Below are 26,309 nucleotides of genomic sequence, written 5' to 3' on the forward strand. Positions count from 1 at the left end.
AACCCGAGCCACGGTCTTGCCGCACGGACGTGCCACGTCGTCCGGCCAAGTGCTTGCGTCCGCGGCCATCCCACCGCTTAATACGACCGGACGAACACTTTTAGGTGCAAGCTCAACGACATTAGGCGCTCGTTAAGCTTGCCGCAAGATCGTGCAGCCGTGCGTCCCACCGAATGAGAAACGATGCCTCTAAATCCTGTCGTGGCAACGCCAAATCTCTTTCGTGCCGGTGCTTTGAGGAGCGTCGCGGCATGCTGGCTCACCGCCGTGGCGCTTGTCACGGGATCGCCTGTTTTCGCCGACTCACCCCTGCGCGAAGTCCCTGCTCCGCGCCCCCTTCCCGAGGAGCAGAGGCAGCTTGAAAAGCTCGGCTCGGCGCTTGCACCCCTTTTGTCGGCAGAGCCATCCGCCAACGACGTCAAAAACCTGCAAGAGGCTGTCGCGGCCGTCGGTGCTCAGGATGTCGGTCGCTTCAACACTGCGAAAAGCAGCATTTCAGACCCTATTGCACGGAAGCTTGCCGATTGGATACGGCTCCGCGCCGGGCTTGGAGACCCGGCGGAATACGAGACTTTTCTGAAAGACGATCCTCTCTGGCCCTCCCGCGCAATGCTCATTCAACGGCTGGAAGAGGCGCTCTTTATGAAAGGCGGCAGCTCGAGGGCGATCAAAAGCTATTTCGCAAGCGAGGGACCGCAGACCGGCGCCGGCTACGCGGCCCTCGCATCCGCCTATCTCGCGGAAGGCAATACCGCCAAAGCGCGATCTCTTGCCGCTAAAACATGGCGGGAGTTGACGCTTCCGCCGACGTTGGAGAACGGCTTTGTTGCGCGCTTCGGCAAGCTCTTGACGGCTGACGACCACAAATGGCGTTTCGATCGGCTTGTGACGGACGATGTCCGCTATGCGGATAATCGCGCCGCGCGGGTCGCTGCTGCGCGCCGCCTCATTCCGCTTCTGCCGCAGTCGGAACGGAAAAAGGCGACCGCCCGGCTGGCCGTTTTCGACAAGGCTGCGAACGCCCATGTGTTGATGAGCGCGCTCGACAAGCATGGGGAAGGCGATGCCGGACTGATCTTCCATCGCGCCCAGATGCTGCGCAAGGCCGGGAAGATCGAGGAAGCGAGCGACCTCATTCTTTCCGTCCCTGCTGACCCTAAAAAGATCGCGGAGCTTGACGAGTGGTGGGCGGAGCGCCGCGAGCTGGCTTATGGCGCGCTGAAGCTTGGCAAAATGAAGCTCGCCTACCGGCTTACCAGAGACGCCGGCCCGCTGACGGTCAATCCGCTCAAAGAACAGACATTCATGGCGGGGTGGATTGCCTTTCGCTATCTGAACAATATCGATGCGGCTGAAAAACATTTTCGCGCCATGGCAGCGGCCGCCGACGGGCCGCTCAGCAATGCGAAAGCGCAGTATTGGCTTGGGCGCGTGGCGGATGCGCGCGGCGACAAGGCCGGTGCCGCGAAGCACTATCGGCTTGCCGCACAGAATACAGATACCTTCCATGGTCTGCTTGCCATGCAGATGCTGCAGCCGGGGCGCACGTCGCTCGAAATCAAGCCGCCCACCTACCCGTCGCCTGAACAAATCCGAAAGTTCATGTCAGACGACGCGACAAAGGCTTTGATTTTGGCAGCTAAGGCTAAGCTCTCACGTCTTTACACGCGGAGTTTCCTCGTCGCCCTGCATTCCGCAACGTCCAGCGAAGCCGAAGCCGGGATGGTGGCTTACGTCGCACGCGCGATTGGTGATCCGCAGATGTCGTTGCGTATCGGGAAGGTCGCTGTCGCCAAGGGACAGAACCTGTTGACGTACGCTTATCCCGTCACGGCCTTCCCTGGCTATAAGCCGCTGCGCAAGCCGCCCGAGCTCGCCCTTCTGCTCGGCCTTGCGCGCCAAGAGACCGAGTTTGACTCGCAGATCGTCTCCGGCGCCGGAGCCAAGGGTCTTCTCCAGCTCATGCCGGGCACGGCGCGCCATGTCTGCCGCGATTACAAAATCAAATGCCAGATTCCGCGGCTGCTCTCCGATACACGCTACAACGTCACCTTGGCATCAGCCTATATCGCCGACCGCATGGATGACTTCGACGGTTCGTATGTGCTGGGGCTGACGGGCTACAATGCCGGCCCCGGGCGCGCTCGGCAATGGATCAGCGAAAACGGTGATCCCCGCGATCCACGAGTCGATACCGTTGATTGGATCGAACGCATCCCGATCACCGAGACACGCGATTATGTCACCAAGGTTCTGGCGAACATCCAAATTTACCGTGCGCGCCTCGGCGACACGAAGAACGCGCTACGCCTGCAGCAGGATCTCGTCCGGGCACCGGACCATCCGAAGACTCGGGACAGCAGTCAAACGCACACAAGCACAGCCAGCGACAACGAGGGCTAAGGAGGCTACACGAACATGCCGGCAGCCGCGCAAGGATATGAAGAGATCTATTTCACATCCCAGGACGGCCTGCGCCTCTATGGCCGCCATTACCCGGCACTCAACCCCAGTGGAGCGCGGCCGGTCGTCTGCCTCGCCGGGCTCACCCGAAACAGTCGCGACTTTCACACGATTGCGCTGGCGCTCAGCGGCGGCGGCGTGCGGCAGCGCGACGTCTTCACGCTCGACACACGTGGGCGCGGCTTCTCGCAATATGACGACGACTGGAAGAACTATGCCGTTCCGATCGAAATGCAGGACGTGATCGACTACATGATCATGCTCGGCCTTCGTGATGCAGGTATCATCGGCACGTCACGCGGCGGGCTTATCACCATGGTGCTCGCGGCCGTACAGCCTTCGCTGGTCGGCGCGGTTGTCCTCAACGACATCGGTCCCGTCATCGAAATGGACGGGCTTGCGCGCATCTCGGGCTACGTCGGACGCGTCCCCGTGCCCAAGAGTTGGGCCGATGCCACGCGCATCGTCCGCGACCTGACGCGCCGCGATTTTCCGAAACTTTCGGATGCCGATGCCGAGGCCATCGCGCGTCAGCAGTTCAATGAGAAAAACGGCAAACCGATTAGCGGTTACGACGCGAAACTCGCCAAATGCCTTTCGGTGCTTGACGGTCCGATGCCGAAGCTCTGGCCGCAATTCGAAGCCTTGAAGCGCGTGCCGCTGCTTGTCGTGCGCGGCGGTAATTCGGATCTTTTATCCGAAGAAACTGTCGAAGAAATGCGGCGGCGCCATCCGCGCATGACGTCGGTCACAGCGCCGAACGAGGGGCATGCGCCACTTCTGCGCGATGAACCGACGATCTCCGCCATCGCTTCATTCTTCGCCCAAACGGATGAAGCTAACGACGGCAGGCGTTATGGCGTGCTGAGCCGCAGCGGCTTCAGTCACGTTTCGCGGCTCGTATCGACTTCGCCGCGATCGACGCGGCGGGAAAATTCCGTCTGACCGCCGTTCAGCAGAATACGCGCCTGCTCGACCCAACCCTCGCGCTCGATGCGACCTTTGAATTCGAGCACTTGACTGACACGATCGATCTCGCCGCGCGTCCAGTTGGCAATCTGTTCGTAGCGCGAGATGCCCATGGCATTGAGCCGCTTCTCGATCAGGACACCGACACCGCGGATGCGCTTCAGGTCGTCATGCGGACCTTGGCTTGCCGCCGGCATTGGCCTCGGCGGCTCCGGCTCGCCATCGGCAGAAATTTGCGCTGCGGCCGCCTCTTTCTCCTTGATTGCGTCGGACAGCTTTGCCGGCATTGAAATCTTCGGGTCGACCTTCGCGAGCGGCGAGATCGGCTCGATGGGTTTCAGGCCCCGCGTGACGCTTGCCGACGCCGCAGCGATTGCAGCGGCCGCCGCTGCTGCCATTTCCGCCACCGAGCGGCCTTGGATTGCGGCGGCTACACCGGAGAGCTGCGTCTCCGCTCGCTTATCGGCAAGGGTCGGCGTAATGTCTTTTTCCGCATTATCTTCTTCCTTTGCGGACTGAACGGCAGGCGAGGATTGCAGCTTGTCTGCCGCGACCTCCGTCTCGGACGCTTGCGCGGCGAGCAATCCGGCGATCTGGGTGCCGGGCTTTTCGACAGGGGTCGCAGCCTTTTGTGCTGCCACGCGGTTTCGCGAATAGTAGGTCTCGCCGCCCTTCGCCAGGATCTGCGCCTGCTCGACCCATTGTTCTCGATCGATACGCCCGGGAATGTCGAGCAGCCGACTGATGCGCTTGACGTCGGCCGAACTCCACGCGGCGATGTGCTCGAAGCTGTCGATTCCTTCCGCCTTGAGCCGTTGCTCGATATCAGCATCAATCGCACGGATGCGCTGAAAATCGTCGCCGCCTTCGGTCAGTTGCCGGATGACGGGCGTGGGCACGACCACCGGCGCCTCGGACGCTGGCTCTTCAGTGTGCGGCGGTTCCTCGACTTCGGGCCGTTCATCATCCGCGTCGACGACTTGTGCAGGCTCGTCAACGTGGTCTTCGATCTCTTCGTAAGCAATTTCTTCCGGTTCTTCGACGACGCTTAACGGAGCAGACTCCTCGTCTTTCAACGGTTCAGGTTTCGGTTCGGGCGCCGGCCTTTTCGCGAACGAACTTATGGATGCGGCGGCGGCCGCTTTGGCGGCTGCGACGGCAGCAGCCGCCGCGGATGTCGTCGCGTCGCTCAACCTCGTCGTCAGTCTTGCCGGCTTTTCGCGCAGCTCGACGACGGGTTCAGGCGTAGGCTCGCACTCGACATCAGCAATCCGTGGCGCAGGCTCGTACGGTTCGGGCTCCGGCTCGATGACAACCGGTTGAACCGGTGGCGGCGGAATCTCGGGTTCCGGCTCAGGCGGCGGCCCATAGGTTCCAGGCTGGTAAGCTCCGGTCACGGGCTTCAAAACAGCGGGGCGAATTTCCGGGATCGCCTTTCTCGGCATGCCTTCGTTCGGGTCCGGCCCCATCAGCGCGCGCTCGAAACGAGACGGATCGATGAGTTTCGGCATCGGGCGCGGCTCGGGACGGCGGATCACATCAATCCTTGGCTGCACAGGATCAATGGGACGCGGAACGACAGGCGGCGCAACGGGCCTCGGCGACACAGGCCGCTGAGCGACGGCGCCGACGGGCGGGTAAAGCGGAGCCTCGACGTCTGCCGGAACGCCAGCGTAAACGGGTGCCATAGTGCGCGACCCCATGATCGCGCGCTTTATCGTGCACGCAATGAACGCGCCTAAAAAATATGACGCGAGCAAAAGCAGGAATGTCTGCAGGAGCAGATACGTCATGTCCGGACCGGCTCCGCCCTGTGGCCAACCATGAATGCCGATACTTTCCTCACGGCTTTTCCTCTCGGCATGAGATCCAGCCGGTTATAAGTCCGAGAGCGAACGCCAGTCCGATCCACCAAATGAGTTTCACAAACAAATAATCCATGAACCCGATCCTCGAAGCGAACGCGTTTGCTCAATTGACTTTGACATTGAATTCAATGCGACGGTTTTTTGCCCTGCCAGCTTCAGTTGCGTTATCGGCAATCGGACGGGTCGCGCCGTAACCGATCGTCGACAGGCGCAGGGCGCTGACCCCGTTCTGAATGAGAAAATCCGCGACGGCGCGGGCTCGGCGATCGGAGAGCCTCTGGTTACGCTCGTCGGTTCCTTCCGCGTCCGTATGGCCTTCGATTTCGATGCTAAAGGCGGGACATTCGTTGGCGACTTCGACGAGATCCCGCAAAGTTTGCGTGCTGTCGGCGGTCAGATCCGCCTTGGCCCGCTCGAAGTTGATCGTCCCTTTTGCGGATGTCTGGCGCATCAGCGTCTGGCAGCTGTCGGCGGCTTTTTCATCGGCGGTCATCACGGTAATTGCATCCCGGGCTTTGTAGCCAGGCGGCAGATCTGTCGAGAGGACGCTTCGAATTTCGTTCGCAACGCGGTCGCTCTCTGCGGCGCCTTCGATCATCACGTCCTTAGCGGAGATCGAAACATCGCCGCGCCGAAGTCGCGCGAGTTGCCCTAGCGCGACACGCGTTGCAGACAACCACGGTTCGGGCGCAGCGCCGACAATCTTCATCTGATCCGTAATGCTTTCGCCGGGATAGATCTGTTGCGCCGTCTCGATAACGTGCACGCGGGACGGATCGTCAGGCGCATCGCCTTCCAGCGTAATCATGCCGTTCGGCGCGCGTGTCGCTTTCCAGGAGAGGTCCGTCTTCATCTTTCCCGTGAACGCGACGTTGACTGTCGTTTCGCAGGTTTGTCCGGCCGCGGCCTTGACGTCTCCTGGAACCGATTGCGATGTGGCGTAATCGTCTGTCTCACCGGAAAGCTCGAGCTTACGATCGGAAAGCAGCGACTTTCCCTTCGTCAGTCGAGACAGCGACGCGAGGCCTGCAACGACGCATTGCTGCCAGCCTTCGGGCGCTCCGGGCGCTACCTGCGTCTTGTCGTTTACGGTGCGCGCTGGAAACCGTGCCTTAACGGCGTCGACAAGCGCGGCTCTCGCGGCTTCGCTTGGGGTCATGCCGATGACGTCGACTGATGTGCCGGTATTCACGACACCCATGACGTACCCGGAGCCCGCCGGAAACAGATCGGGCTTCGGATAACGGATGCGATCGACGATCTTGAAATTCTGCGGCACATCGAGTTTCAGGGATCGTCGCACCGCCGCCGCGACCTGCTCGTCGGCGGCTTCGCCGGAAAACGTCAGATCTCTGCCGCTGAATGCCACGTCTCCCGATTTGAGCTGAGCAAGCTGCTCAAGCGCAATGACGACTGCCTTTTCCCATCCGTCGGGTGCACCGTCAGCAATATCAGTGCGGTCGGAAAAGGACATCTTGCCAAATAGAGATCTCGCGCGCGCGACAAGCCTGTCACGCGCATCGTCACCAGGCGCATAGCCCTCGATCACGAATCCGTCGCCGCCTTTCCGAGCGTTCCAGACGTAGGGCCGCACCATCGGCAAAGCGATTCTTTCTTCCGCGAGCCCCACGCGCGCCGGTCGCTTCTTCTCGAGCGCCGCCCTTGCCTGACGATACGCCTCGGAGGTCGCGGCTTCGCCGCGCATCGACAGATCGAGCGCCGCGAGTTCGGCTTCGCCACGCTTCAATCCGGAGAGAGTTTTCAAACTGAATTCGGCACCCGCGAGCCAGGCATCGGGATCAACCGAGCCGCGAGCGAGACGCATGCCGTCGGTGACGGTCGCGGACGGAAATGCGGTTTTAGCCGTGTCGAGCAGGGATCGGCGCGCGTGTTCCGAGGGGACGTCGCCGGTGAGCCGAAGCCGGCCGGAGCCATCGGACGCCGCCGACCACCGATAGTTTGCGACGCGCTCAATAAGCCCAGATCGGTTGTATGCAACACGCACGCCCCAGACGTTGCGGGCATACCCCGCTGCCAGCATCGGGCCGCGTTCCTCGGGCGCCTTACCCGTCAGGACGACATCGCGACCGACGACGTGCGGTGTCGCCCAGGTGAGCCCGGCGCGCTTCAGTGCTTCCGCAGTTCGCCGTGCGAGATCATTTTCGATATCCTCGTGCTGAAACTGCACGGCCACCCAACTCAGCGCCGCAATCGGGACAAGGCCCAACAGCCAATAAGAGGGATTGCAGCGCATTCGCACGCGACTCCGAAACAAAATGCAACGCGGAGCCACGACTATGCAGTCAACGCTCCACAAACAAGGAGAGCGATGTGCAAACCGCCCAACCCATGGCTAGACTTTGATCCGAGCGCATCCCCGGTAGCGAGTATAAACGAGTGCCGGTGCCATTCCAAGCCAAGCGGTGGTGGCGCCATCTTCTGCTAACGCACTGAAATTAAGTGGTATTTTTGTCTATTTTGTGCCGATTCGAGACTGTGCCCACTCTGTGTGGCAGACCAGTCATGTTGACGTGCCTTCACGGCAACTGCATGGCACTAATCGGCAGGCCCTTAAATGGCTCGAACCAACGGAAACTCCGTGACCGTCAGGCCAGCATCGCGCAACGCACGCCGCAGGTCGTTTCGAGATGGCTCAACACTCCCGGCGGAAACCGCAATGAGCCGAACGACGTGCGCGCCGCCTTTCGCCGCTTCGGCGATGCGATCGAGGGGGTCCTTTATGCCGGGGGCGATAGGGTATCGCTGAGCTTCACGGCGCGCAAAATCGAGAGTCGCGGGCGGTACGTCATCGTCGAAGAAAATAATGTCGGCGGTGCGAAGCACCCTCAATGCGCCGAGCGTCAACATTTCGGCGTTCTCTCCGACATCGATGATTGCGACGGACTGCGGCGCTCCGTCAGGTGAGCGCAGGAGCCCATCGAAATCGGTCTCACGCGGTGCGCGCTTCGCCTCGCGCATCGCGAGTTCAGCGAAGCGGGTCCAGAATCCGCGCCTCGCTCCAGGCGTCGCACCCAATTGACCGCCTCTGCTTCTCCAGATCTTCGCTGCCTCCACCCAACGCTTCAAACCATCCGGCAGAAGCGCTTCCACGAGGGAGCGGATCGTTTGGGCAAGAACGGGAGCGGCTCCGTCTGTCGATATCGCCAGGACAAGCGGCGAGCGATTGACGATCGCACCGAACTGGAAATCGCAAAATGCCGGACGATCTATGACATTGACCGGCACGCCCGCCGCTCGCGCGGCAGCTGCGAAAGCTGCAGCATCGACATCATCCTCGCTGGCACCGATTGCCATCGCGGCCTCGTCAAGATCGGCGGGTGTCCACGATCTGTGCATGAGCTTGACCGATCCATTCGGGGGTTCGGAAGCGAGAGCGTCGAATCCATCGGCAAAGGCGTCTGCATAGACTTCCACATGGGCGCCTGTGGCGGCAAGAAGCTCGGCTTTCCAAAGGGCCGGTTCGCTGCCGCCGACGACGATTGCGCGCTTGCCGGCGAGCTTGAAAAAAACGGGCAACGTCGCGAGCGCCTGCATTCGCTCCGGCCGCGTCCGCGTGCTTTTTTTCCGAGCTTTTTTTACTTCGGATATCGACATGTCTCTGACTTCAATGTGTCTTGGCCGTTCGGGTACGGGCGCGAACAATTCGGAGCGGCGATAAGCGCCACTGCAAAACAATCATACACGATGAGGCCAAGCGGGTACCCAGGAGGAATTTGCGGTCCTGCCCGGGGCATTGGCCTGATAAACGAAGCGAGTATATACGGCCTTCGTCGCGCACTATTTACGGTGGCCAATGGCCCAAACGTAGCTCGCAACCGCCTCCAAATCGCCGTTCGAGAGCGTGACTCCGCCCATCGGAGGCATCGCTCCTGGATGCTGTTTCGGCTCAGGCACGCCGTTCTTAATGGTGTTGGCTATGGCCGCCAGGCTACCGTCACTCCAAAGCCAGGTGCCGCTGTCGAGCGCCGGACCGACAGGCGTTCCGATCCCGTCGGCGCCATGACAGCCGGAACAGGTCGCGCCGGCCGCCTCACCGTGGAAGATCTTCTTGCCAAGTGCAACTTGGTCAGCGGTTGCCCCCTGCGGAATGGGAAGAGCGGCCTCTTTTCCGGCATCGGGATGAACGCCTTCGGGGGCGACGCTTCGGGCGATGCCTTCGCCTCTCCCGTTGGTGCCGCGGCCGCTTCGACCCCGACGTTTGGATCGCCGACGAAGGTGATGCGCCAGACGCGTCCGGCTTTATCGTCGGTCACGTAGAGTGCGCCATCGGGCCCAACGGCCAGACCTGAAGGACGATGAGCGGCGCGTCCCGGATCCTTATGCGCGCCAGCGAAGCCGTCCGCGAAGACGACGTAGTCGCCAGATGGCTTGCCGTCGGAAAGCGGCTGGAACACCACATTGTAGCCCGCTTGCGGCGATGGGGCCCGGTTCCACGATCCGTGGAAGGCGATGAAGGCGCCATCCGCATAGGCTTTCGGGAACTGAGACCCCTTATAAATCTTAAGATCGTTCGGTGCCCAGTGCGCAGGGAACGCCGCGACCGGTCCTTCTGCTTTATCGCAGTCGCCGATTTTCTTGCCGCCGTCGCCACCGTATTCCGGAGCTAGGACCAACTTCTTCTGCGCTGGATCGTAATAGCACTTGGGCCAGCCGTACCACGCATCCTTCTTGACGATCATGACTTCTTCGGCCGGCAGCTCGAAGCCCTGCGCGGCCGTATAAAGCTCCGGCCAGTTCTCATGCAGCTGGTCGCGGCCGTGCTGGGTTGAATAGAAGCGGCCGGCCGCATCGAAATCAAAGCCTTCGGGATTGCGAATACCGGAAGCATAACGCTCCTTCGCCGAGAAAACCTGTCCCGGCTTATTCGCATCGTAGCGCCAAATTCCAGCGCGCGTTTCCATCTCGGTGCAAGGATCATTACCCGGCGAGTGCGGCATGCGATTTTTCACTTCGCATGTGTTTGTCGCCGACCCCACCGAGACGAACAGGTTGCCATCACCATCGATCGCGATGGGATGCATCGGATGATCGCCGGTGATCGGCATTCCGCTCAGTATCGTCTCAGACTTCGCATCCGGAGCCGGCGCGCCTTTGCTCACGTCGTAGCGCACGATCTGATCGTTGATCTCGGCATAGAGCCAGTTCTTATAGAGGGCTATGCCCGTGCCACCGTGGCCGCCTTGGGCGAAAGTCGGGCCAAAGCGTGAGACAATATCCGCGTGACCCGTTCCTTTCGAGTCCTTCAGCGCAACCAGGAACCCACCTTCGTGCGGCGTATCGTTGTTGTAGTAAACGCCGCTCCAAGTATTAAGATAGAGCGTCCCATCCGGCGCGACGACGGCTTGACGCGCGTGCCCGATCTGATCTGCAAAGATCGTGGCGCAAAAGCCTTTGGGCAAAGTAATGCCCGCCTCGGATGCCGGACAGCCTTTTTCCTGGCTGTGCACAGAAGGGGCGCTCGCCGACTGAACCGCAAACAGTGCCGCGCCGACAAATGCGATATGCGCACCACGGCTGAACAAGCGAATGGTCATCTAGTAACTCCTTGCCTCATTCGTTCGAACGTGTCGGAGATTTTCGCCGCAGCCGATCATCGACCTGCAGAAATTCCGACTACCCTGAACGGGAGATGCGGAGGGCCGCTTTTCGAATCGAAAAGGTGCGCGAGCTGACCTTCGGGCACCCAATAGGTATTCCCCACGAGCGCAACAGACGTCGGTCCGGCAAGGCCATCCTTGATGGTTTCGACATCGACCTCATCGCCTTTGACGGTCAGGCGATCGATGCTGCCGCTACCTTCCGCCATGATGAATGTCTGCGCGCCGGTCGGACGCAAACCATCGGCGAGCTTCAGCGGACGCGATGCCTTGAGCTTCGTAATCTTACCTGGTGCACCGTCTTTTACGTCGACGCGGAAGAACTCGGCGTTGGTGTAGGTGTTGACGTAGAGGTTGCCATCGCTTCCAAAGGAGATGCCATCAAGACCTGCGCCTTCCTTGGGCTGGTTGAAGTCAGCGCTCTCAAGCCAGACTTCTAGCTCGGAGGCTCCGGGTTTCAACCGCAGGATTTGTGGAGATGACGAGTTGGTGACGAAGATCGATCCGTCTGGCGCGATTGCGAAATCATTGCAAAAGCTGCCTTCCTTTGGAAGTGCGACGCTGAGTTTGCCTTCCCCTGTCGCCAGATCGAAGCCTTTGACGAAGCTCCCCTTGACGGAACTCGGACCCGACACGCCGAGCCCTGAAACGTCGTTTGAGCAAACGAGAAGAAGCCCAGCCTTCTGATCGACGAGAACGCCGAGAGTCGAGCGACTATCGAACGCGCCGGGTTTGATCCATTCTTCGGCGGTCGTCGCTCCGGGCTTTATGCGATATATGCCGCCGGCCGAAAGACCACTTACGTAAAGGGTTCCATCGGCTGCGGCCGCGATGCTCTCCGGGTAGACGCTATTCCCTGGTAGCGCGACTTCGCTCAATTCTCCTGCGGTCGCGGCCGCCGAGATCAAGAGGCTGCCAGCCAACGCCCATGCCGCCGCTCTAAATAGATGTTGCTTCTCGATTATCATTCGCCATTCGCTCCCAATTCCAACGCGGCCGAGCATTGCCGCGTGACAGAGCGAACGGCAATGCACGATCACGCGTATCAGCCATAACGATATGGCTATTAAGACACTAAATGCGTCATACGCTTTTTAGTTGCACGGGGATTCCTGCGGAGTTCCTGTCAGAAACCGAATTCCATACCGGGCATCGACGGGTGGACATCTCAACTCTGCTCCGCATAAACTTCGCGCCGGATTTTTCAGGCTAGACAGTTAAGGCCTTAGCGCAGAGTCACCATGCTTCTGGGGAGAAGCGCGAGCGATTGTTTTCTGGGGGATTATTGATGTTCGTATTTCCAGGCTCACGGCGGCGAAGCCTCTTCCACGAAACGTACTTTATTCTTGCCTTGCTACTCGGCGCAACGTGGCTTGGCGCCTCAGAGGGAAGTGCACAGCGGGCCGGAAAGCGCGGCGATATCCTTCCAGCAGTCACTTTATCCGATGTCAAAATCGAGCGCATGAACGAACGCGTTGCAGCAGTGGGCTCAGGCCGCGCCCGTCAGCAAGTTACTTTGACAACGCGCGTCGCGGGCGTCATCGATCAGGTGCTCTTCGAGGGCGGTCAGCTCGTTGAGGCCAATCAGGCGCTTGTCAAGCTCAATGCCGATACGGAGGCAATCGCGGTCGAGACCGCCCAAGCGCAACGCGCGCAAGCTGCTGATACGGTCGCGCGCTACAAACAGCTCAATGAAGGAACCATCACAAAAGTTGCCGTTGCGGAGGCCGATACAGCCCTCAAAGTTGCAGATGCCAATTTGCGTAAAGCGAAAGACGAGCTTGATCGCATGACGATCAAGGCGCCCTTCAAAGGCATCATGGGACTTTCGACGCTTGAAGCGGGCGATTATCTCGCAGTTGGTTCGCCGATCGCAACAATCGACGACCGGTCGACGATCCTGATCGAGTTCACGGTGCCGGAAGCCGTGGCAAGCTCAATGAAAGTCGGCATCCCAGTTCGCGCAAATCTCATCACTCGTTCGGGAGAAATCATAGACGGCAAGATTCAAGCGGTTGGGACGCGTATCGATCCCGTCTCCCGCACATTGGTGGTACGCGCCGAAATTCCCAATCCCGATCTGGGGCTGATCCCCGGGTCGACATTCTCGATCTCGGTACAGCTTCCGGGCCAGGACAGTCCGGTCGTTCCTTCGCTCGCGATCCAATGGGACCGACAAGGCGCTTTCGTCTGGCGCGTCACCGATCAAAACGCCGTCGAGCGCGTGAACGCCGCGATTCTCGATCGCAACGGCGATCGCGTCTACATCGACGCCAAGCTCAAAGCCGGCGATAAAATCGTGGGGGAAGGCGGCAGCTCGCTCCGCGACGGACAGACAGTCAGACCGCAAAGCTCCTGACAAGACCACGCGACAAAGCCATTACCCAGCATACAAGGAGCGCTTGCGATGACCGCGCCTGAGAATGACCGCGCTGCCGATGACGGCGGGTGGGTCGGTATTTTTGTTCGTCGCCCGATCCTCGCACTTGTGTTTAACCTGCTGGTCATCATTGCCGGATTTGCAGCTTACCAGGGCATCGAGGTGCGCGAACTGCCGGATGTCGATCGGCCGGTCGTTACCGTCCGCGCCGACTATACGGGTGCAACGCCCGAAAGCATCGACTCGCAGGTGACGGCCGTCATCGAAAGCGCTGTGTCGCGGGTCCAGGGCGTAACGAGCATCTCCTCGACGTCGTCATTCGGCTCGACGCGCGTGACGATCGAATTTTCGAGCAATACGAATCTCGATACCGCAGCTATGGATGTCCGCGATGCCGTCGCCGGTATCGTCAATCAGCTTCCCAAAGACATGGAGGACGAGCCCCGCGTCGTCAAAGCGGACGACGATGCGACGCCCGTCATCCAGATGTCGGTTTCATCCTCGAAGATGTCGGAAGGCGAGCTAACGGATCTCGTTAATAATGTCATCGAAGACAAGCTCGCAGCGGTCGAAGGCGTCGCCGCCGCGAATTCCTATGGCCTGCGTGCGAGAACGATCGAAGTTCGCGTCAATCAGGTGGCGCTCGCGGCCCGAGGCCTGAGCCTCGATGACTTGATTACCGCGATCGGCAAGGCGGCTGTCACCACGCCATCGGGTGCGCTTGAAAATACGTCTCAGCAACTTCTCGTTCGCGCCGAAGCGCCCATTTCGACGCCTGACGACGTAAGCGCGCTCGAGATCAATTCGCAGACGAAGGTGAAAGACGTCGCATTCGTTCGATGGGGCTTCGAGGACGCCACCGCGCTCACGCGCATCGACGGCAAAGCCGCGATCGGCATCGACATCATTCGCCAGGCGCAGGCTAATACCATCGATATTTCGAACGGCGTGCGCGCCGCCGTCGAGGACTTGCGCAAGACTCTTCCAAAGGATGTCACCCTCACGATTACCTCGGATGACGCAATCTTCATCCGGGAGTCGGTGCGCGAGGTCGTCATCAGTCTTCTGCTTGCCAACGCCATCGTCATCCTGATCATCCTGGCATTCCTGCGCTCGTTTCGAGCGACCATCGCGCCGGCCATATCAATCCCGGTATCGTTGATCGGTACACTTGCCGCCATCTGGGCGGCGGGCTTTTCCATCAATCTACTGACGCTTCTGGCACTTGTCGTCGCGACTGGACTCGTTGTCGACGATGCCATCGTCGTCATCGAGAATATCGCCCGGCACCGATTGTTGGGTGCCGGTCCAAGGGCGGCTGCCGTTCTTGGCACAAAGGAAATCGTCTTCGCGGTCCTGGCGACGACGGCGACGCTCGCCGCTGTCTTCATTCCGGTTTCGTTCATGCCCGGAATCGTCGGCAGCTTGTTTTCGGAATTCGGTTTCGTTCTGGCTTTCTCGGTAACGATTTCGGCGGCCGTCGCTCTTACGGTATGTCCGATGCTCGCATCAAAATTCGGAACGGGCGGCGAAGGCCAGGAGAGTCACGACGGCTTTCTCACCAATCTCTATATGGGCATCGTCGAGATTTGCCTGAAGCTCCGCTGGCTGTTCGTATTGCTTTGCCTTGCTTTCGGAGTGCTCGGCTGGTTTGCATTTCAATCCCTGAAGCAAGAAATAACGCCGTCTGAGGACCGCGGGATCATCAAGATCCGTTTGAATGCACAGCAAGGCAGCAATCTCGACTACATGGCAAAGCTCACCCAGAAGGTTGAGGACCTGCTTGTACCCTATCGGCAGAGGGGCGAAGTCACGAACGTCCTAAGCTCGATCGGCAATGGCGGCGTCAACCGTGCGATGGTTGTGGCGACGCTGGCCGACTGGTCAGAGCGCGAGCGGACACAACAGCAAATTCAGGCCGAGTTACAGAAGAAGCTTTCGGACGTTGTGGGCCTCCAGGTTCAAACGCAGACAGCGAACAGCTTGAACATCCGCGGCGGCGGCCAGGGCCTTCGCTTTGCGATCGTCGGTCCGAACTACGATCAACTTTCGGATACGGCCGTCGCGCTTGTCAACAAGATGCAGGCGTTGCCGGATTTCCGCAGTGTCCGCATGGACTACGACACGACGCAACCCCAACTCTCGGTCCGCATCAATCGCGAAGCAGCGACCAAGCTCGGCGTGCCCATCACCACGATCACGAGCTTGATCAATGCGATGATCGATTACCAGAAAGCCGCCGATCTCTTCATCGGCGACGACATCGTGGAAATTCAGGTCAAGGCCGGAGGCCGCCCGATTAACGATCCGGCGGATCTCGAGAACCTGTTCGTAAAAACAGCCGACGGATCTTTCGTGACGCTCTCGTCGCTGGTCACGATCAAAGAAGTTGCAATCGCTCCGACGCTTGGACGCGAGAACCGACAGCGCTCTGTCGGAATCACAGCGAGCCTCGGCGACGGCGTCGTTCTCGGAGACGCCGTCAAGGAAATGCGCACCGTCGCAGCAACCGTTCTGCAGCCGAACATGTCGATCACGTTGCTTGGCGAAGCAAAGACCTTGGCGGAGACGACGCAGAATACGTCGATCGTCTTTGGCATCGCGCTTTTCGTCGTTTTTCTCGTCCTCGCGGCGCAGTTTGAAAGCATCACGAGCGCGCTCGTAATTCTCTTTACAGTGCCGTTCGGCCTTGCGGCCGCAGCACTCGCGATCACGCTCACGGGCGGTACGCTCAACGTCTATAGCCAGATCGGCTTGGTCCTGGTCGTCGGAGTCATGGCCAAGAACGGCATTCTGATCGTCGAATTCGCCAACATCCGCCGCGACGAGGGCGCGACGGTCGATGCCGCCATTCGCGACGCAGCACGCACCCGATTGAGGCCGGTCATGATGACGATATCGGCTGCCGTTCTCGGCGCGCTGCCGCTAATCCTTGCTCATGGCGCCGGTGCCGAATCTCGCCTGGCTCTCGGCTGGGTCATTATCGGCGGCCTCGGCTTCGCGACGCTCTTCACACTATTCCTGATCCCGGTCGCCTATCGCATTCTGGCACCCTGGTCGAAACCGAGAGTGGAAGAAACTCGGCGTCTGATCGACGAGTTACGAACCGCACCGAGATAAGACTAGAGAAAACCGACGTTGTATTCAAAGGCTCTATCGCGTTGGCGCAAACCGCAACGATTTCCGTTTCAGAGCGTTATTGACAGAAGCGGGACCGATGTTTCTCGCCTAGGCTGATAAGAGGACGCATATGAGAAAGTGCATCAACTCGATTGCTGCTCTTGGAACGGCGCTCGCCATGATCGCAACCATTCCTGCGGCCGAGGCCAGCCCGCGGCATTATCGAGGCAAGCATTATTCCTATAATGGTCATCACGGCCATTATGGGGGTTATCACCATCGCGGGCGCGGATATTGGCATAATGGACGCTGGATCGCGCTCGGCGTCGGCGCAGCTATCGCGGCCGGCGCAGCGGGCGCCTACTACGATCGCGATTGCTATTGGCGGCATGGCTACCGCTATTGCGACTAGAATCCGATGCGGGACGGATAGGCCCCGGTTCTCGACAGAGGCCGGGGCTTTCTCGTGCTTCTTTCATGTCAACTGCTACTGAAAGGAGGGCTTCTTGATAGGCGCTTCGCGCTCCGCTTTTCACCGTTCAAGCCTTGGGCAACGGCCGACACATCAGATGTTCAGATCGCGAGTTTGGACTCGCGCTCCGTCCAATAAAGATCAGCGAGACGGTCGAGAAGCTTGTTGGGTAGCGGATGCGTGATAATTTCCGACTGCAGATAATCGCCGAGGCGAATGGTGGTGGGCATCGCCTGGGCCGCGACCGGCTGGAACTCTCCAGAGTTGCTGGAAACTCCAAACATCGAGTCTCGCGCAATCTGCGACATGGCCATCGACCATATCCATACTGCCATCCAGGGATGCATCGTAACTCCTTAAACGGGTGTGTGATTGAGAATAGCGAAGACAATCAGAAGCAGAACGGCAGCGCCGAGCAGGCCCGACGGCCCGTAACCCCATTCAAGGCTATAAGGCCAGCGCGGCAATGTACCGAGTACAGCAACCAGAAGAATGACCAACAATATCGTCGATAGGGTCATTGCGATTATCTCTCCAACAACTTGTCTCTCCAATGTCCGCACACACCGCTTTGTTCCCAGTTGTGTCGGCTATGCGGCTCAATGATCGCCGAGCAGAATTGAACAGGCGAATAAAAATCGGGATTTTCTGAACTCGCAGAAACCCTTCCGATGCACAGCGCCTAGCTGCGGCTGCGATCACTTTATGCGCTGGTCAAATTGGAACTGTCCCTGACTTAAAACGTTTTTGTTAGCATCTATGTCGCGCAATAGAGGAGGATGCAGTGAATTGGGATCGTATCGAAGGCAATTGGAAGCAGCTCAGTGGGAAAGTCAAAGAGAAGTGGGGTCAGCTGACCGACGATGATCTGACTCGCGTCAACGGAAATCGTGAGCAGCTCGAAGGCGTGCTCCAGCAGCGTTACGGTTACGCCAAAGACAAGGCGAAAGAGGAAATCGACAGATGGTCGAATAGCCTCTAGTCGGCACTTTCCCCCCAAGTTTTTGTAAGAAGGGCCCGGAGTCCGGGCCTTTCTTTTGTGGGTCAAACGGGCGACATTCCCTACGGCTTGCGAATCTTGCTAGCGATTCTCTCCGACGGTGGGAGAACAGCTATGGCAGAGATATTTTTCGCCGAAATGATTGCCGAATCGGAAGTCGATCACGCGACGTCGCGTTTGGAAGTCGCGCTCTCAGATGCCGCCGGGCGCGTACAGAAATTGAGCCTGGGCCCCGATGCCGTCGCCGCGCTCGTCGCAATCGCGTCCCAAGCACCGCGCTCGAACGCGTCCTCACCCGATCGGCTCACGAAGCTTCCGAAGTGCTACGCTGTCGGACATGGACGCCACGAACCAGTCGTCATGCTCCGATTTGAAGACGAGCCTGCCTACGGCCTTAGCGTGACGCAAGCCGAGCATCTCGCAGAGGCGCTATTGGAAGAGGCCGAGGCCGTTGCCGATACGAAGTACTGTATGCGCCAATAATGTGCTGCGCGCGCCTTGAACCCGCTGGGCAAGAGTGCCGAGTGGCCAGACCGGCGCATATGTCAAAAGGCATAGGCTTGATGGATAGTTGGCCGATTCATGTCTCGCAACCAACCGGCATCTCGCCCAATATCCTTTCTGCCAGGGCTCTCTAGGCCTCGGCAATCTCCTAGCTGGTGTAGCCCCGGCGGCATGTCCGCCGGGGTATTTCGTTGTTGAACAACCCGCACCGAACAATCCTATCGCATCGACTGCGATGGCTGCTCTCGGTCGGGTTGTCGGGTGAATGCTACTCGATGTTCAACACACCTCCCCGCCGCCCCCAGGTTAACGGGGAGGTGCACGGAACGCCGATACTGGCATCGCATTCCGTTGATCGCTCGCTTGTGCGCGCTTGCGTTGGACAGTTTCAAGGTCAGGTTCCGAATGCGGCCGAGTTGCGACTGCCAAGAAATCGTGATCAAGATTTCGATCGGTTACGACCTCTATTTATTCGTTCAACGCACGGGTCCGGAACCTGATGGCCGCCTACGCCGTTACCCTGCGTAGCAAAATTGGGAGTTCGTCATGCGTAAAAGGGCAATCAATCAAGTTTATGATGTGCTCAAGGCCGTCTACGATCTTGAAAAGGAATTGAAGAAGGGAGAGTTGTCTGCGGGGATCAACCGCGAAGACTGCTCAGAACATTTGAAGCAGGCGCGACACGAACTGCATCAGGTTCTGGACGAAGTGTATGCGTCGGATTTCCGTGCGCCAAAGGCCGCGTAATTTTCACCAGCCGGAGGCGCAAGACGTGGTGCACGCCAGCGAGAGTGCGATTGCAATCTGCCTATCGCGGCTGGACAGCCTCATCCAATCCGTCGGCCGTCTTCAAAGGGCACATGCGTCTCGCGGCACCAAGCCTTCGAACGAGCGATCTTTTCATGAGATCCGCCTCGCGAAAGCAGCTATTGAGGCCGACTATCAGGCGTTGAAGACGAAGCTCAATGAGGTTCGAGCCAGTCTCGCAAACGATGAGCAGCGCGCCAAATCGGAACGGCGGCGGATGCTTATGGAGAAGGTTTTCTCACGGTAAGCGGCGAACCGCCGGGCGATGCGGGTACCCAGACGGATTTCTGCACGACGTCTTACTTTGTCCTACTTTCGACATACCGATGTCGGTTGCCAGATAAGTTGCTCATTCCGCGCAACGATTCCGGTCAGGCGATGAAGAATCGCGCCGTGGCGATTCTGCAAATCCGTCAAATCCGCTATCGCTCGCTGCTTCCTCACGTCGGGCCAGGGCATCGTGGCCATCGAATAGATCTCGATAGAAAGCTCATTGATCACCTCACTATGCCAGAAGATGGCGTCCTCTACGGTATGTGCGTCAAGCGCCCGCTCGCAGCATTTCTGCAAGTGAGTTGCAGTGTCGTGGCTCCCTTGGGGCAGGGAGGCAGCTATTTCCGTTGGTCCTTGCCAGCGAGATTTGAAAATAAACGTGCTCAGAAACGCCCTGAAATCCTTGGCGCGCCAATTCCAGAAGCCCTTAAAAGGCGGTTCGGACCGGCTAGGTTTTGAAGATCGAGCGTCGGAATACATCGGACGGGCCTCCCATTCGTCTGACCAACGCTAGACGCTCGTCCCGCAAGGATGGTTCCCGGAAGGCCCGGCCTAATGCGCATTGCGGGGGCCATGCGACGAATCGATCCCAGCCACCGCCGCAGATGCAGGATAAATAGCCGGGCGCATCATATCCGTCGCATATACTAAACCGTGCGCTCCCCTCCGGTTGCCATTGAATTAAAGGCAACTTTTATTGCCCAGGGCGAATTGCGATCAGAAGCCGAACGAGGCCCGCATGCAGGATGCACCCCCCAAGATGCTGCAAGGACAAAAGAATTCGAAAATGCAGCAAGGACAGAAATCCTTACCCAAAGCGAATCCGACTTCTACGGTGCACCCTCCCGCGCCGCAGAGCCGAGGTCTATTGAGGAGTTGGCCGGCGCTCGCCGGGCTTCTCGCAACTCTCGCGATCATCGCGGCCGGCTACGCCTACTGGCACTATTCGGTGCTCCATCCTTCGACCGACAATGCCTATGTCCAAGCCAATATAGTGCCAATCGCTCCGCTGACGTCAGGGCTCGTGACCGAGGTCAACGCCAAGGAATTTGCAACCGTCAAAGCGGGCGATGTTCTAGTGCGACTCGATCCTGCGCCGTTCGAAGCTGCGCTCAAAGCGGCGGAAGCGAAGCTGACGCTTGCACAGCAGCAGGCGACCGGCCCAGCGGCGCAATCTCCCGCAGCCAAGGCCAACATCTATCAGGCGCAGGCTGGCGCCGATCAGGCACGCCTCGAACTCGATCATGCAACGATTAAGGCCCCTGTCGATGGGATCATTGGCAAGGTGCGCGTCCGCCCTGGGTCGATTGCCAAAGCCGGCATGAGTCTATTCCCATTAATCGATACTTCGAAATGGTGGGTCGACGCGAACTTCAAGGAAACGGACCTTGCGCGCATCGAAGCGGGTCAGAAAGCCACGATAACGATCGACCTCTTTCCGTCGCATGAGTTCAGCGGCGAAGTGGAAGCCGTGAGCCCCGCCAGCGGTGCCGCGTTTTCACTGCTGCCGGCCGAAAACTCAACGGGGAACTGGGTGAAGACAACGCAGCGGTTTCCCGTCCGCGTCGCGCTCACGTTGAAGCCGGGTGATCCCGAAATGCGCATCGGCGCATCGGCATCCGTCACCGTCGATACCACCAGCAAGGGTTCCGGCAGTGGCGCTCAGTGATACCGCCTCTGAAAGTACGGTCAGCAAAGTTCTAACTGCGACTGCCGTGCTTCTCGCGGTCCTGATGGTCATTCTCGACATGACCGTCGTCAATGTCGCGTTGCCGCATATGATGGGCGCACTTGGCGCGACGCCGGATCAGATCACCTGGGTTTTGACGTCCTACATCGTTGCCGAAGCGATTGTCATTCCGACGAGCGGCTTCCTTGCCGAGCGGTTCGGGCGAAAGCGCGTCATTTTCGTGAGCGTCGCCGGCTTCGTGGTTGCGTCGATGCTTTGCGGCCAATCGCAAACCCTGGCCCAGATGGTGGTCTTTCGTCTTCTCCAGGGCGCGTTTGGCGCGAGCGTCGTACCGCTCTCGCAAGCCATCATGGTCGATACGTTCGAAGCCCGGAATCGCGGGAAAGCCATGGCCATTTGGGGCATCGGCATTCTGCTCGGTCCTATCATGGGGCCGACGGTCGGTGGTTTCATCACGGACCATCTCGGGTGGCGATGGGTCTACTACATCAACGTGCCCATCGGACTCATCAATCTGGCGATGATCCTTGCTTTTTTGAAGCAAACGCCGCGATCGCGAGCGGTTGCGGATTGGATCGGCGCATTGCTGCTCGCCATCGGCGTCGGCAGTCTGCAAATGCTGCTCGACCGCGGAAACGGCGACGATTGGCTGCAATCGAATTTCATCATCACTTTGATCTTCGTCTCGGCGTTCTGCCTCATCGCATTCGCCGTGCGAAGTTACAAGCGGCCCGATGCCATCCTGCGCCTCAGCCTTTTGCGAGACCACAATCTCGCAACAGCAACGTTCATGATCATGGCTTTCGGCGTCGGAATGCTCAGCACGATTGCCCTGCAGCCTTTGTTTCTCGAGCACCTGCTCGGCTATCCTGCGAGCACGGCCGGCCTCGTCATGGCACCGCGCGGAATCGCGGTCGCGATGGGCATGGTCTTCGTGGCTACGACCATCAATCGCTTCGAGCCGCGGTGGCTTGTTCTCATCGGACTGACGCTCGCCTCCATCGGCACTTACGTAACGACCTGGTATAACCTCGATGTCGACATGTTCTGGATTATCGCGCCGGGAATCGTGCAAGGGCTGGGCATGGGAATGATCTTCGTTCCACTCTCGACGCTCGCGTACCAAACCCTGCCGCAAGAGGCATCGGACCAAGCCGCCGGCATCTTCAATCTCGCTCGCACGATCGGTGGATCAATCGGAATCGCGGTTGCTGCTACAGTGCTGACGCGAGAAAGCCACGCCAATTGGCAAAGCCTCGGTGCAGGAATCAATCCCTATAATCCGGCTCTTACGTCTTGGCTGGATACGACGGGCCTCAGCATGTCCGATCCACATACGCTGCAAATGCTGGCGATGGAGCTGACGCGGCAATCGACGATGATCGGATTCATTGAGGCGTTCGGATTTGTGACATTGAGCTTCCTGGTGCTGATTCCGCTCGTGCTTCTTCTGAGGAAGCAACAAGGCGATGGCCCGAGGCGCTCACCGATCTAGGTACGGCTTGGCAACTTGGTTTCACACGGGTCGAGCTTTTGGCGAACCGCCAAGAGGTTTCGGATTTCCGTCTCGACGAGCGCGTGATCATACGGCTTCTTGAGATGCGGCCCCTTCGCACAAAGCTCGCCGGCCTGCTCGGCCGCTCGGCGCGGCGTGCCTGCCAGAATTATTTTGGTACGAGGGCGGTTTTCGTGAACCCATTTGGCAACGGCAAAACCACCTGTCCCAGACTCCAACTCGACATCCGTCAAAACGACATCGACCGGTAAGTCCAGCTGATTGAGCACGGTCAGAGCTTCGCTGCTGCCTGCAGCCTCGATCACGCGATAGCCACAGCGACGCAGATAAGCGGCAATCGGCATGCGGACAAGGACGTCATCCTCAACAACGAGTACCGCGGCATTGCTTTTTTTTATCTCGAGTTCGGTCACATGGACCTAACGACTTCCCTAACCGGACTGTTCCGTCCGCGGCAACAACTTTCGCACCCTGGCTATCAGATCTGCAGTCAGAACGGGTTTAGAAAAAACGGCATCGAACGCTCGATCCATTCCGCTTTCAATGTTGGCCGATGCGATCGCGACTTTGATACGCGGGGCATGCCGCCGTATCCAATTTGCGAGTTCGACACCGTCGATGCGGCCTGGCATGCGAATATCGGTCACAACCAGCGCAATATCGGGCGTGGTGTTCAGGACGCTCAAGGCTTCGTCCGCGTTCGACGCCTCGACTACGGTGAACCCCGCCCGACGAAGATCATCCGCCATTGCAAGACGGATCAATATTTCGTCCTCAACCAGCAGTATACGGGCCTTGGGTGAGCCCCCCCTCTTTTTTGCAAGAGCCGCGTCGGCCATTTACTCCCTCACCCCCCATTTCAGGTTTTAGGATTCTAGGTGGGTAAGTCAGTAAATGCTTCGAGTGGGTCGATGGTTCCATCGCCCAGCCTGTTATTTAGCGAGGATAAAAAACCCTTCTCGGTCCATGCTCACGGGCGTGATTTTGTGACTATGTGTTAAAATCCTGTCCATCCATGGCTTCCCGTCACGCCGCCGAAGATCGCGACAAGTGCCAGTACGAGAAGTAGCCAGTGTGCCCGCTCGAGCCAAGGGAACGCAAGATCAGGCCGTGCGCTCGCCCAGTGGTGGAAACGACGATGGAGAATAAACGGCTCAGCGATAAATAGCACGAAGGCGAACAGCAGCCAGACGCCCACCATCGCGTGCATCCACCAGAATTCGGCAGAGGTAAACCGGTCCCAGACATCGAGCCGGGCCACCATATAAAGGCCGCTCAGGCCGACGATCAGGACGGCGGTGCGCGCTATCCAGATGAAACGGTGCTCTATTGCGCCAAACGCTTTCAGGCGATCAGGGCCCAGATCGCCGCGGCGCACGGCAGGCAAAACGACACTGGTTGCCATTGCAACGCCGCCAATCCAGATCACAACAGCGAGGACATGGAGTGCGCGGGCTAGGATCACATCATTCATTCTGCCACAGCCGTTTACGGCACAGATCGCTGCATCCTATGCAGATCCCGCCCTCGACAATTTGCGTTGGCGCAAAACCCTCCCCAGACCGGGGAGAAGCGGCTAGGGTGGCGCTATGAAACCAGGCCCTCAATTCTCGCGCAACGACCTATCCTCGCTCGCACTATTCGAAGGACTTTCAGCATCCGTCCTCGACGAGGTGATCGCGGTGACCCGTTGCCGCGCGATGGCTCGGGATACCCGTATCTTCAACCAGGGCGATGGACACGTCCGAGCGCATCTTCTGGTGGAAGGCAGCGTCCGCATCTCGCAAACCGGAAGCGATGGCGGACAGATCGTCGTCCGCTTCATCGGTCCGGGTGAGATGTTCGGCGCGGTGGCTCTATTCACCGATGGCAAATATCCAGCTGACGCGGACACGCTAACCGATGCAATCGAGTTTAGCTGGAGCGAGGCCGATCTCCTCAAGCTGATGAGCGCCCATTCGCAGATCGCAATCAATGCGCTCAAGATCGTCGGCAAGCGCATCCAGGAAGCTCAAAATCGGCTGCGGGAACTTTCGACGCAGCCGGTAGAGCGCCGTGTTGCGCACACTCTTCTACGGCTTTCCCGCCAGGCCGGGCGCGACACTCCCGACGGCGTGAAGATCGGTTTTCCGCTGCGGCGCAAGGACATCGCCGACATCTGTGGGACGACGCTTTTTTCGGTTAGCCGTCTCCTGACGACTTGGGAGAAGGCGGGCTGGCTCGCTACGCGTGATCAGCACCTGACGATCGCCAAGATTTCAGAGATCCAGCGGGTAGGCGACAACGACCGTACCTGAACTCGACCTGCGGTTTGCGGAGCAACAAAGCATCTCGACAGGGTTGCGCGTATTCATGGCGTCGAGAAATATTCAGTGGACGCGGAGAAGGGGCATTGCGGTGGAAATGACGGCCGTGGCCGGCAAGAGCAATACGGTGATTTGGACGATTGCATTTCGTCCTTTGTTTCTCGCTGCCAGCCTGTGGTCGGCGCTGGCGCTGGCTCTTTGGGTATTCGTCCTCATAGAAGGTTTGACGTTACCTAGCCGTTTTGCACCCATGGACTGGCACGTGCACGAGATGCTGTTCGGATTCATTTCGGCAGCCATCGCGGGATTCCTTTTGACGGCAATCCCAAACTGGACAGGGCGTGCACCGATCCGTGGACAGCCGCTTATCGGACTTGTCTTGCTTTGGATTGCGGGCCGAATTGCATGTTTCACGTCCGCATCGCTACCGGTCTGGCTCGGCGTCGCCATCGATTCCGTGTTTCTTCTTGCACTTTGTCTTGTCGTGGCTCGCGAGATTCTGCTTGCCGGTAATCGCCGCAATCTCATCATGCCGGTTCCGATCGCCGTGCTTTTGGTAGCGAACGTCCTGACCCACCTCGAGGCTCTGGGTGTCGGTGTACCGGCAGGTATCGGGCGGCGCCTCGGCATCTCGGCCGTGATCTTTCTCATGTCCGTAATCGCAGGGAGAATCATTCCAGCCTTCACGCGCAACTGGCTGTCAGTGCGCAAAGCCAAGAAGCTCCCGGCTCCCGCCGGACGGTTCGATCTCCTTGCAATCGCGTCTCTCGCGCTCGGTCTTCTGGGCTGGGTGTTTTTCCCGGTCTCTGCCGTATCCGGCGCAATTCTTCTGGCTGCCGCGGTTCTCAACGCTTGGCGGTTAGCGCGCTGGCGCGGACTCGCGACTGCATCCGAACCGCTCTTGGCGATCCTTCATGTGGGCTATCTCTGGATCGTGATCGGCGCAGGACTGCTCGGTGCCAGCATAGTAGGCACCCACGTTCCGGGACCTGCGGCAATCCACGCACTAACTGCGGGTGCAATGGGAACGATGGTGCTTGCCGTGATGAGCCGGGTTTCGCTCGGCCATACCGGGCGAACTCTCCATGCCGACGTCATCACGACTACAGCATATGCCTCGATTACGCTTGCGACCTTAACGAGAATAGCGGCGGCGTGTCTGCCTTCGCACTATCTCCCGCTCATTACGCTTTCCGGCGTTCTGTGGATTGCGAGTTTTCTGATTTTCGCCGTCTACTACGGTCCAATGCTCGTTTCGCCTCGGATCGATGCGTTACGCTGAAAGCGCAAAATTGTTCACTGCGCCGAACTGAACTTGTGCGA

The 26,309-nt window shown here is 59.1% G+C and carries 24 protein-coding genes and 1 pseudogene; 13 read left to right on the plus strand and 12 right to left on the minus strand.

Annotated elements, in window-relative coordinates; genetic code table 11:
• Window positions 1-183: 183 nt before the first annotated feature.
• Complete coding sequence (locus tag HYPDE_RS11015; RefSeq protein WP_041320370.1) at window positions 184-2,403, plus strand: transglycosylase SLT domain-containing protein; 2,220 nt, start codon at window positions 184-186, stop codon at window positions 2,401-2,403.
• A gap of 15 nt (window positions 2,404-2,418) precedes the next feature.
• Window positions 2,419-3,408, plus strand: coding sequence for an alpha/beta fold hydrolase (locus HYPDE_RS11020; RefSeq protein ID WP_015598537.1), 990 nt, complete (start codon window positions 2,419-2,421; stop codon window positions 3,406-3,408).
• Here the strand turns inward: HYPDE_RS11020 and HYPDE_RS11025 are convergent.
• From HYPDE_RS11025 to HYPDE_RS11045, 6 genes and pseudogenes are all read right to left on the minus strand, one after another.
• A complete protein-coding gene (locus HYPDE_RS11025) occupies window positions 3,348-5,225 on the minus strand; it encodes a hypothetical protein (RefSeq protein ID WP_015598538.1) in 1,878 nt (625 codons plus the stop codon). The genes HYPDE_RS11020 and HYPDE_RS11025 overlap by 61 nt on opposite strands.
• A 178-nt stretch (window positions 5,226-5,403) precedes the next feature.
• Window positions 5,404-7,554: an OmpA family protein gene (locus HYPDE_RS11030; protein ID WP_015598539.1), complete on the minus strand. Its 2,151-nt coding sequence runs from the start codon at window positions 7,552-7,554 to the stop codon at window positions 5,404-5,406.
• A 317-nt stretch (window positions 7,555-7,871) separates the two neighbouring features.
• Complete coding sequence (locus tag HYPDE_RS11035; RefSeq protein WP_041320372.1) at window positions 7,872-8,915, minus strand: NAD(P)-dependent oxidoreductase; 1,044 nt, start codon at window positions 8,913-8,915, stop codon at window positions 7,872-7,874.
• Between the two features lie 183 nt (window positions 8,916-9,098).
• Window positions 9,099-9,320 (minus strand): annotated as a pseudogene (locus HYPDE_RS19840) (glucose dehydrogenase); the annotation flags it as partial.
• On the minus strand, window positions 9,236-10,855 hold the full coding sequence (locus tag HYPDE_RS19845) for a PQQ-dependent sugar dehydrogenase (protein WP_015598541.1): 1,620 nt from the start codon (window positions 10,853-10,855) through the stop codon (window positions 9,236-9,238). The gene HYPDE_RS19845 and the pseudogene HYPDE_RS19840, both read right to left, overlap by 85 nt.
• 56 nt (window positions 10,856-10,911) lie before the next feature.
• Window positions 10,912-11,886 carry a Vgb family protein gene (locus HYPDE_RS11045; RefSeq protein ID WP_051112075.1) on the minus strand — a complete coding sequence of 325 codons (975 nt, stop codon included), beginning with the start codon at window positions 11,884-11,886 and terminating at the stop codon, window positions 10,912-10,914.
• Between the two features lie 320 nt (window positions 11,887-12,206).
• Here HYPDE_RS11045 and HYPDE_RS11050 point away from each other — a divergent pair, with 320 nt between their 5' ends.
• The 3 genes from HYPDE_RS11050 (at window position 12,207) to HYPDE_RS11060 (ending at window position 16,830) form a co-directional block, all read left to right on the plus strand.
• Window positions 12,207-13,277, plus strand: a complete 1,071-nt coding sequence (locus HYPDE_RS11050; RefSeq protein WP_015598543.1) for an efflux RND transporter periplasmic adaptor subunit — start codon at window positions 12,207-12,209, stop codon at window positions 13,275-13,277.
• Window positions 13,278-13,325: 48 nt separating this feature from the next.
• On the plus strand, window positions 13,326-16,418 hold the full coding sequence (locus HYPDE_RS11055) for an efflux RND transporter permease subunit (RefSeq protein ID WP_015598544.1): 3,093 nt from the start codon (window positions 13,326-13,328) through the stop codon (window positions 16,416-16,418).
• Window positions 16,419-16,548: 130 nt separating this feature from the next.
• Window positions 16,549-16,830 carry a hypothetical protein gene (locus HYPDE_RS11060; protein ID WP_015598545.1) on the plus strand — a complete coding sequence of 94 codons (282 nt, stop codon included), beginning with the start codon at window positions 16,549-16,551 and terminating at the stop codon, window positions 16,828-16,830.
• Between the two features lie 161 nt (window positions 16,831-16,991).
• Here HYPDE_RS11060 and HYPDE_RS11065 read toward each other — a convergent pair whose 3' ends face one another.
• Both HYPDE_RS11065 and HYPDE_RS18790 read right to left on the minus strand, forming a co-directional pair.
• Window positions 16,992-17,204, minus strand: coding sequence for a hypothetical protein (locus HYPDE_RS11065; RefSeq protein WP_015598546.1), 213 nt, complete (start codon window positions 17,202-17,204; stop codon window positions 16,992-16,994).
• A gap of 42 nt (window positions 17,205-17,246) precedes the next feature.
• Entirely contained in the window at window positions 17,247-17,411 is a 165-nt protein-coding gene (locus HYPDE_RS18790; protein ID WP_015598547.1) for a DUF3309 family protein, read from the minus strand.
• Window positions 17,412-17,674: 263 nt separating this feature from the next.
• Between HYPDE_RS18790 and HYPDE_RS11070 the strand changes: the two genes are divergently transcribed.
• The 4 genes from HYPDE_RS11070 to HYPDE_RS11085 all read left to right on the plus strand — a co-directional run bounded on the left by HYPDE_RS11070 (window position 17,675) and on the right by HYPDE_RS11085 (window position 19,448).
• Complete coding sequence (locus HYPDE_RS11070) at window positions 17,675-17,872, plus strand: CsbD family protein (RefSeq protein ID WP_015598548.1); 198 nt, start codon at window positions 17,675-17,677, stop codon at window positions 17,870-17,872.
• Window positions 17,873-18,004: 132 nt separating this feature from the next.
• Window positions 18,005-18,373 (plus strand): hypothetical protein, encoded by a 369-nt coding sequence (locus HYPDE_RS11075; RefSeq protein WP_015598549.1) that lies wholly within the window; start codon window positions 18,005-18,007, stop codon window positions 18,371-18,373.
• Window positions 18,374-18,940: 567 nt separating this feature from the next.
• A complete protein-coding gene (locus tag HYPDE_RS11080; RefSeq protein ID WP_015598550.1) occupies window positions 18,941-19,141 on the plus strand; it encodes a hypothetical protein in 201 nt (66 codons plus the stop codon).
• Between the two features lie 25 nt (window positions 19,142-19,166).
• Window positions 19,167-19,448, plus strand: coding sequence for a hypothetical protein (locus tag HYPDE_RS11085; protein WP_015598551.1), 282 nt, complete (start codon window positions 19,167-19,169; stop codon window positions 19,446-19,448).
• 62 nt (window positions 19,449-19,510) lie between these two features.
• Here HYPDE_RS11085 and HYPDE_RS19130 read toward each other — a convergent pair whose 3' ends face one another.
• Entirely contained in the window at window positions 19,511-19,954 is a 444-nt protein-coding gene (locus HYPDE_RS19130; protein WP_144061248.1) for a hypothetical protein, read from the minus strand.
• Between the two features lie 259 nt (window positions 19,955-20,213).
• On the opposite strand from HYPDE_RS19130, the gene HYPDE_RS11095 reads away from it, so the two are divergent.
• Window positions 20,214-21,143 carry an HlyD family secretion protein gene (locus HYPDE_RS11095; RefSeq protein WP_051111994.1) on the plus strand — a complete coding sequence of 310 codons (930 nt, stop codon included), beginning with the start codon at window positions 20,214-20,216 and terminating at the stop codon, window positions 21,141-21,143.
• Complete coding sequence (locus tag HYPDE_RS11100; protein ID WP_015598554.1) at window positions 21,130-22,659, plus strand: DHA2 family efflux MFS transporter permease subunit; 1,530 nt, start codon at window positions 21,130-21,132, stop codon at window positions 22,657-22,659. The genes HYPDE_RS11095 and HYPDE_RS11100 overlap by 14 nt, the downstream gene beginning before the upstream one ends.
• Here HYPDE_RS11100 and HYPDE_RS11105 read toward each other — a convergent pair.
• The 3 genes from HYPDE_RS11105 to HYPDE_RS11115 all read right to left on the minus strand — a co-directional run bounded on the left by HYPDE_RS11105 (window position 22,656) and on the right by HYPDE_RS11115 (window position 24,154).
• Window positions 22,656-23,093, minus strand: coding sequence for a response regulator (locus tag HYPDE_RS11105; RefSeq protein ID WP_015598555.1), 438 nt, complete (start codon window positions 23,091-23,093; stop codon window positions 22,656-22,658). The two genes, HYPDE_RS11100 and HYPDE_RS11105, sit on opposite strands and share 4 nt — an antisense overlap.
• An 18-nt stretch (window positions 23,094-23,111) precedes the next feature.
• Window positions 23,112-23,519 (minus strand): response regulator, encoded by a 408-nt coding sequence (locus HYPDE_RS18795; protein ID WP_015598556.1) that lies wholly within the window; start codon window positions 23,517-23,519, stop codon window positions 23,112-23,114.
• Window positions 23,520-23,677: 158 nt separating this feature from the next.
• Window positions 23,678-24,154: a membrane protein gene (locus HYPDE_RS11115; protein WP_015598557.1), complete on the minus strand. Its 477-nt coding sequence runs from the start codon at window positions 24,152-24,154 to the stop codon at window positions 23,678-23,680.
• Between the two features lie 115 nt (window positions 24,155-24,269).
• Here HYPDE_RS11115 and HYPDE_RS11120 point away from each other — a divergent pair, with 115 nt between their 5' ends.
• Both HYPDE_RS11120 and HYPDE_RS11125 read left to right on the plus strand, forming a co-directional pair.
• Window positions 24,270-24,977 (plus strand): Crp/Fnr family transcriptional regulator, encoded by a 708-nt coding sequence (locus HYPDE_RS11120; protein ID WP_015598558.1) that lies wholly within the window; start codon window positions 24,270-24,272, stop codon window positions 24,975-24,977.
• A 106-nt stretch (window positions 24,978-25,083) separates the two neighbouring features.
• Window positions 25,084-26,268 (plus strand): NnrS family protein, encoded by a 1,185-nt coding sequence (locus HYPDE_RS11125; RefSeq protein WP_041320380.1) that lies wholly within the window; start codon window positions 25,084-25,086, stop codon window positions 26,266-26,268.
• Window positions 26,269-26,309 lie beyond the last annotated feature (41 nt).

The organism is Hyphomicrobium denitrificans 1NES1 (assembly GCF_000230975.2).
Taxonomy (GTDB): domain Bacteria; phylum Pseudomonadota; class Alphaproteobacteria; order Rhizobiales; family Hyphomicrobiaceae; genus Hyphomicrobium_B; species Hyphomicrobium_B denitrificans_A.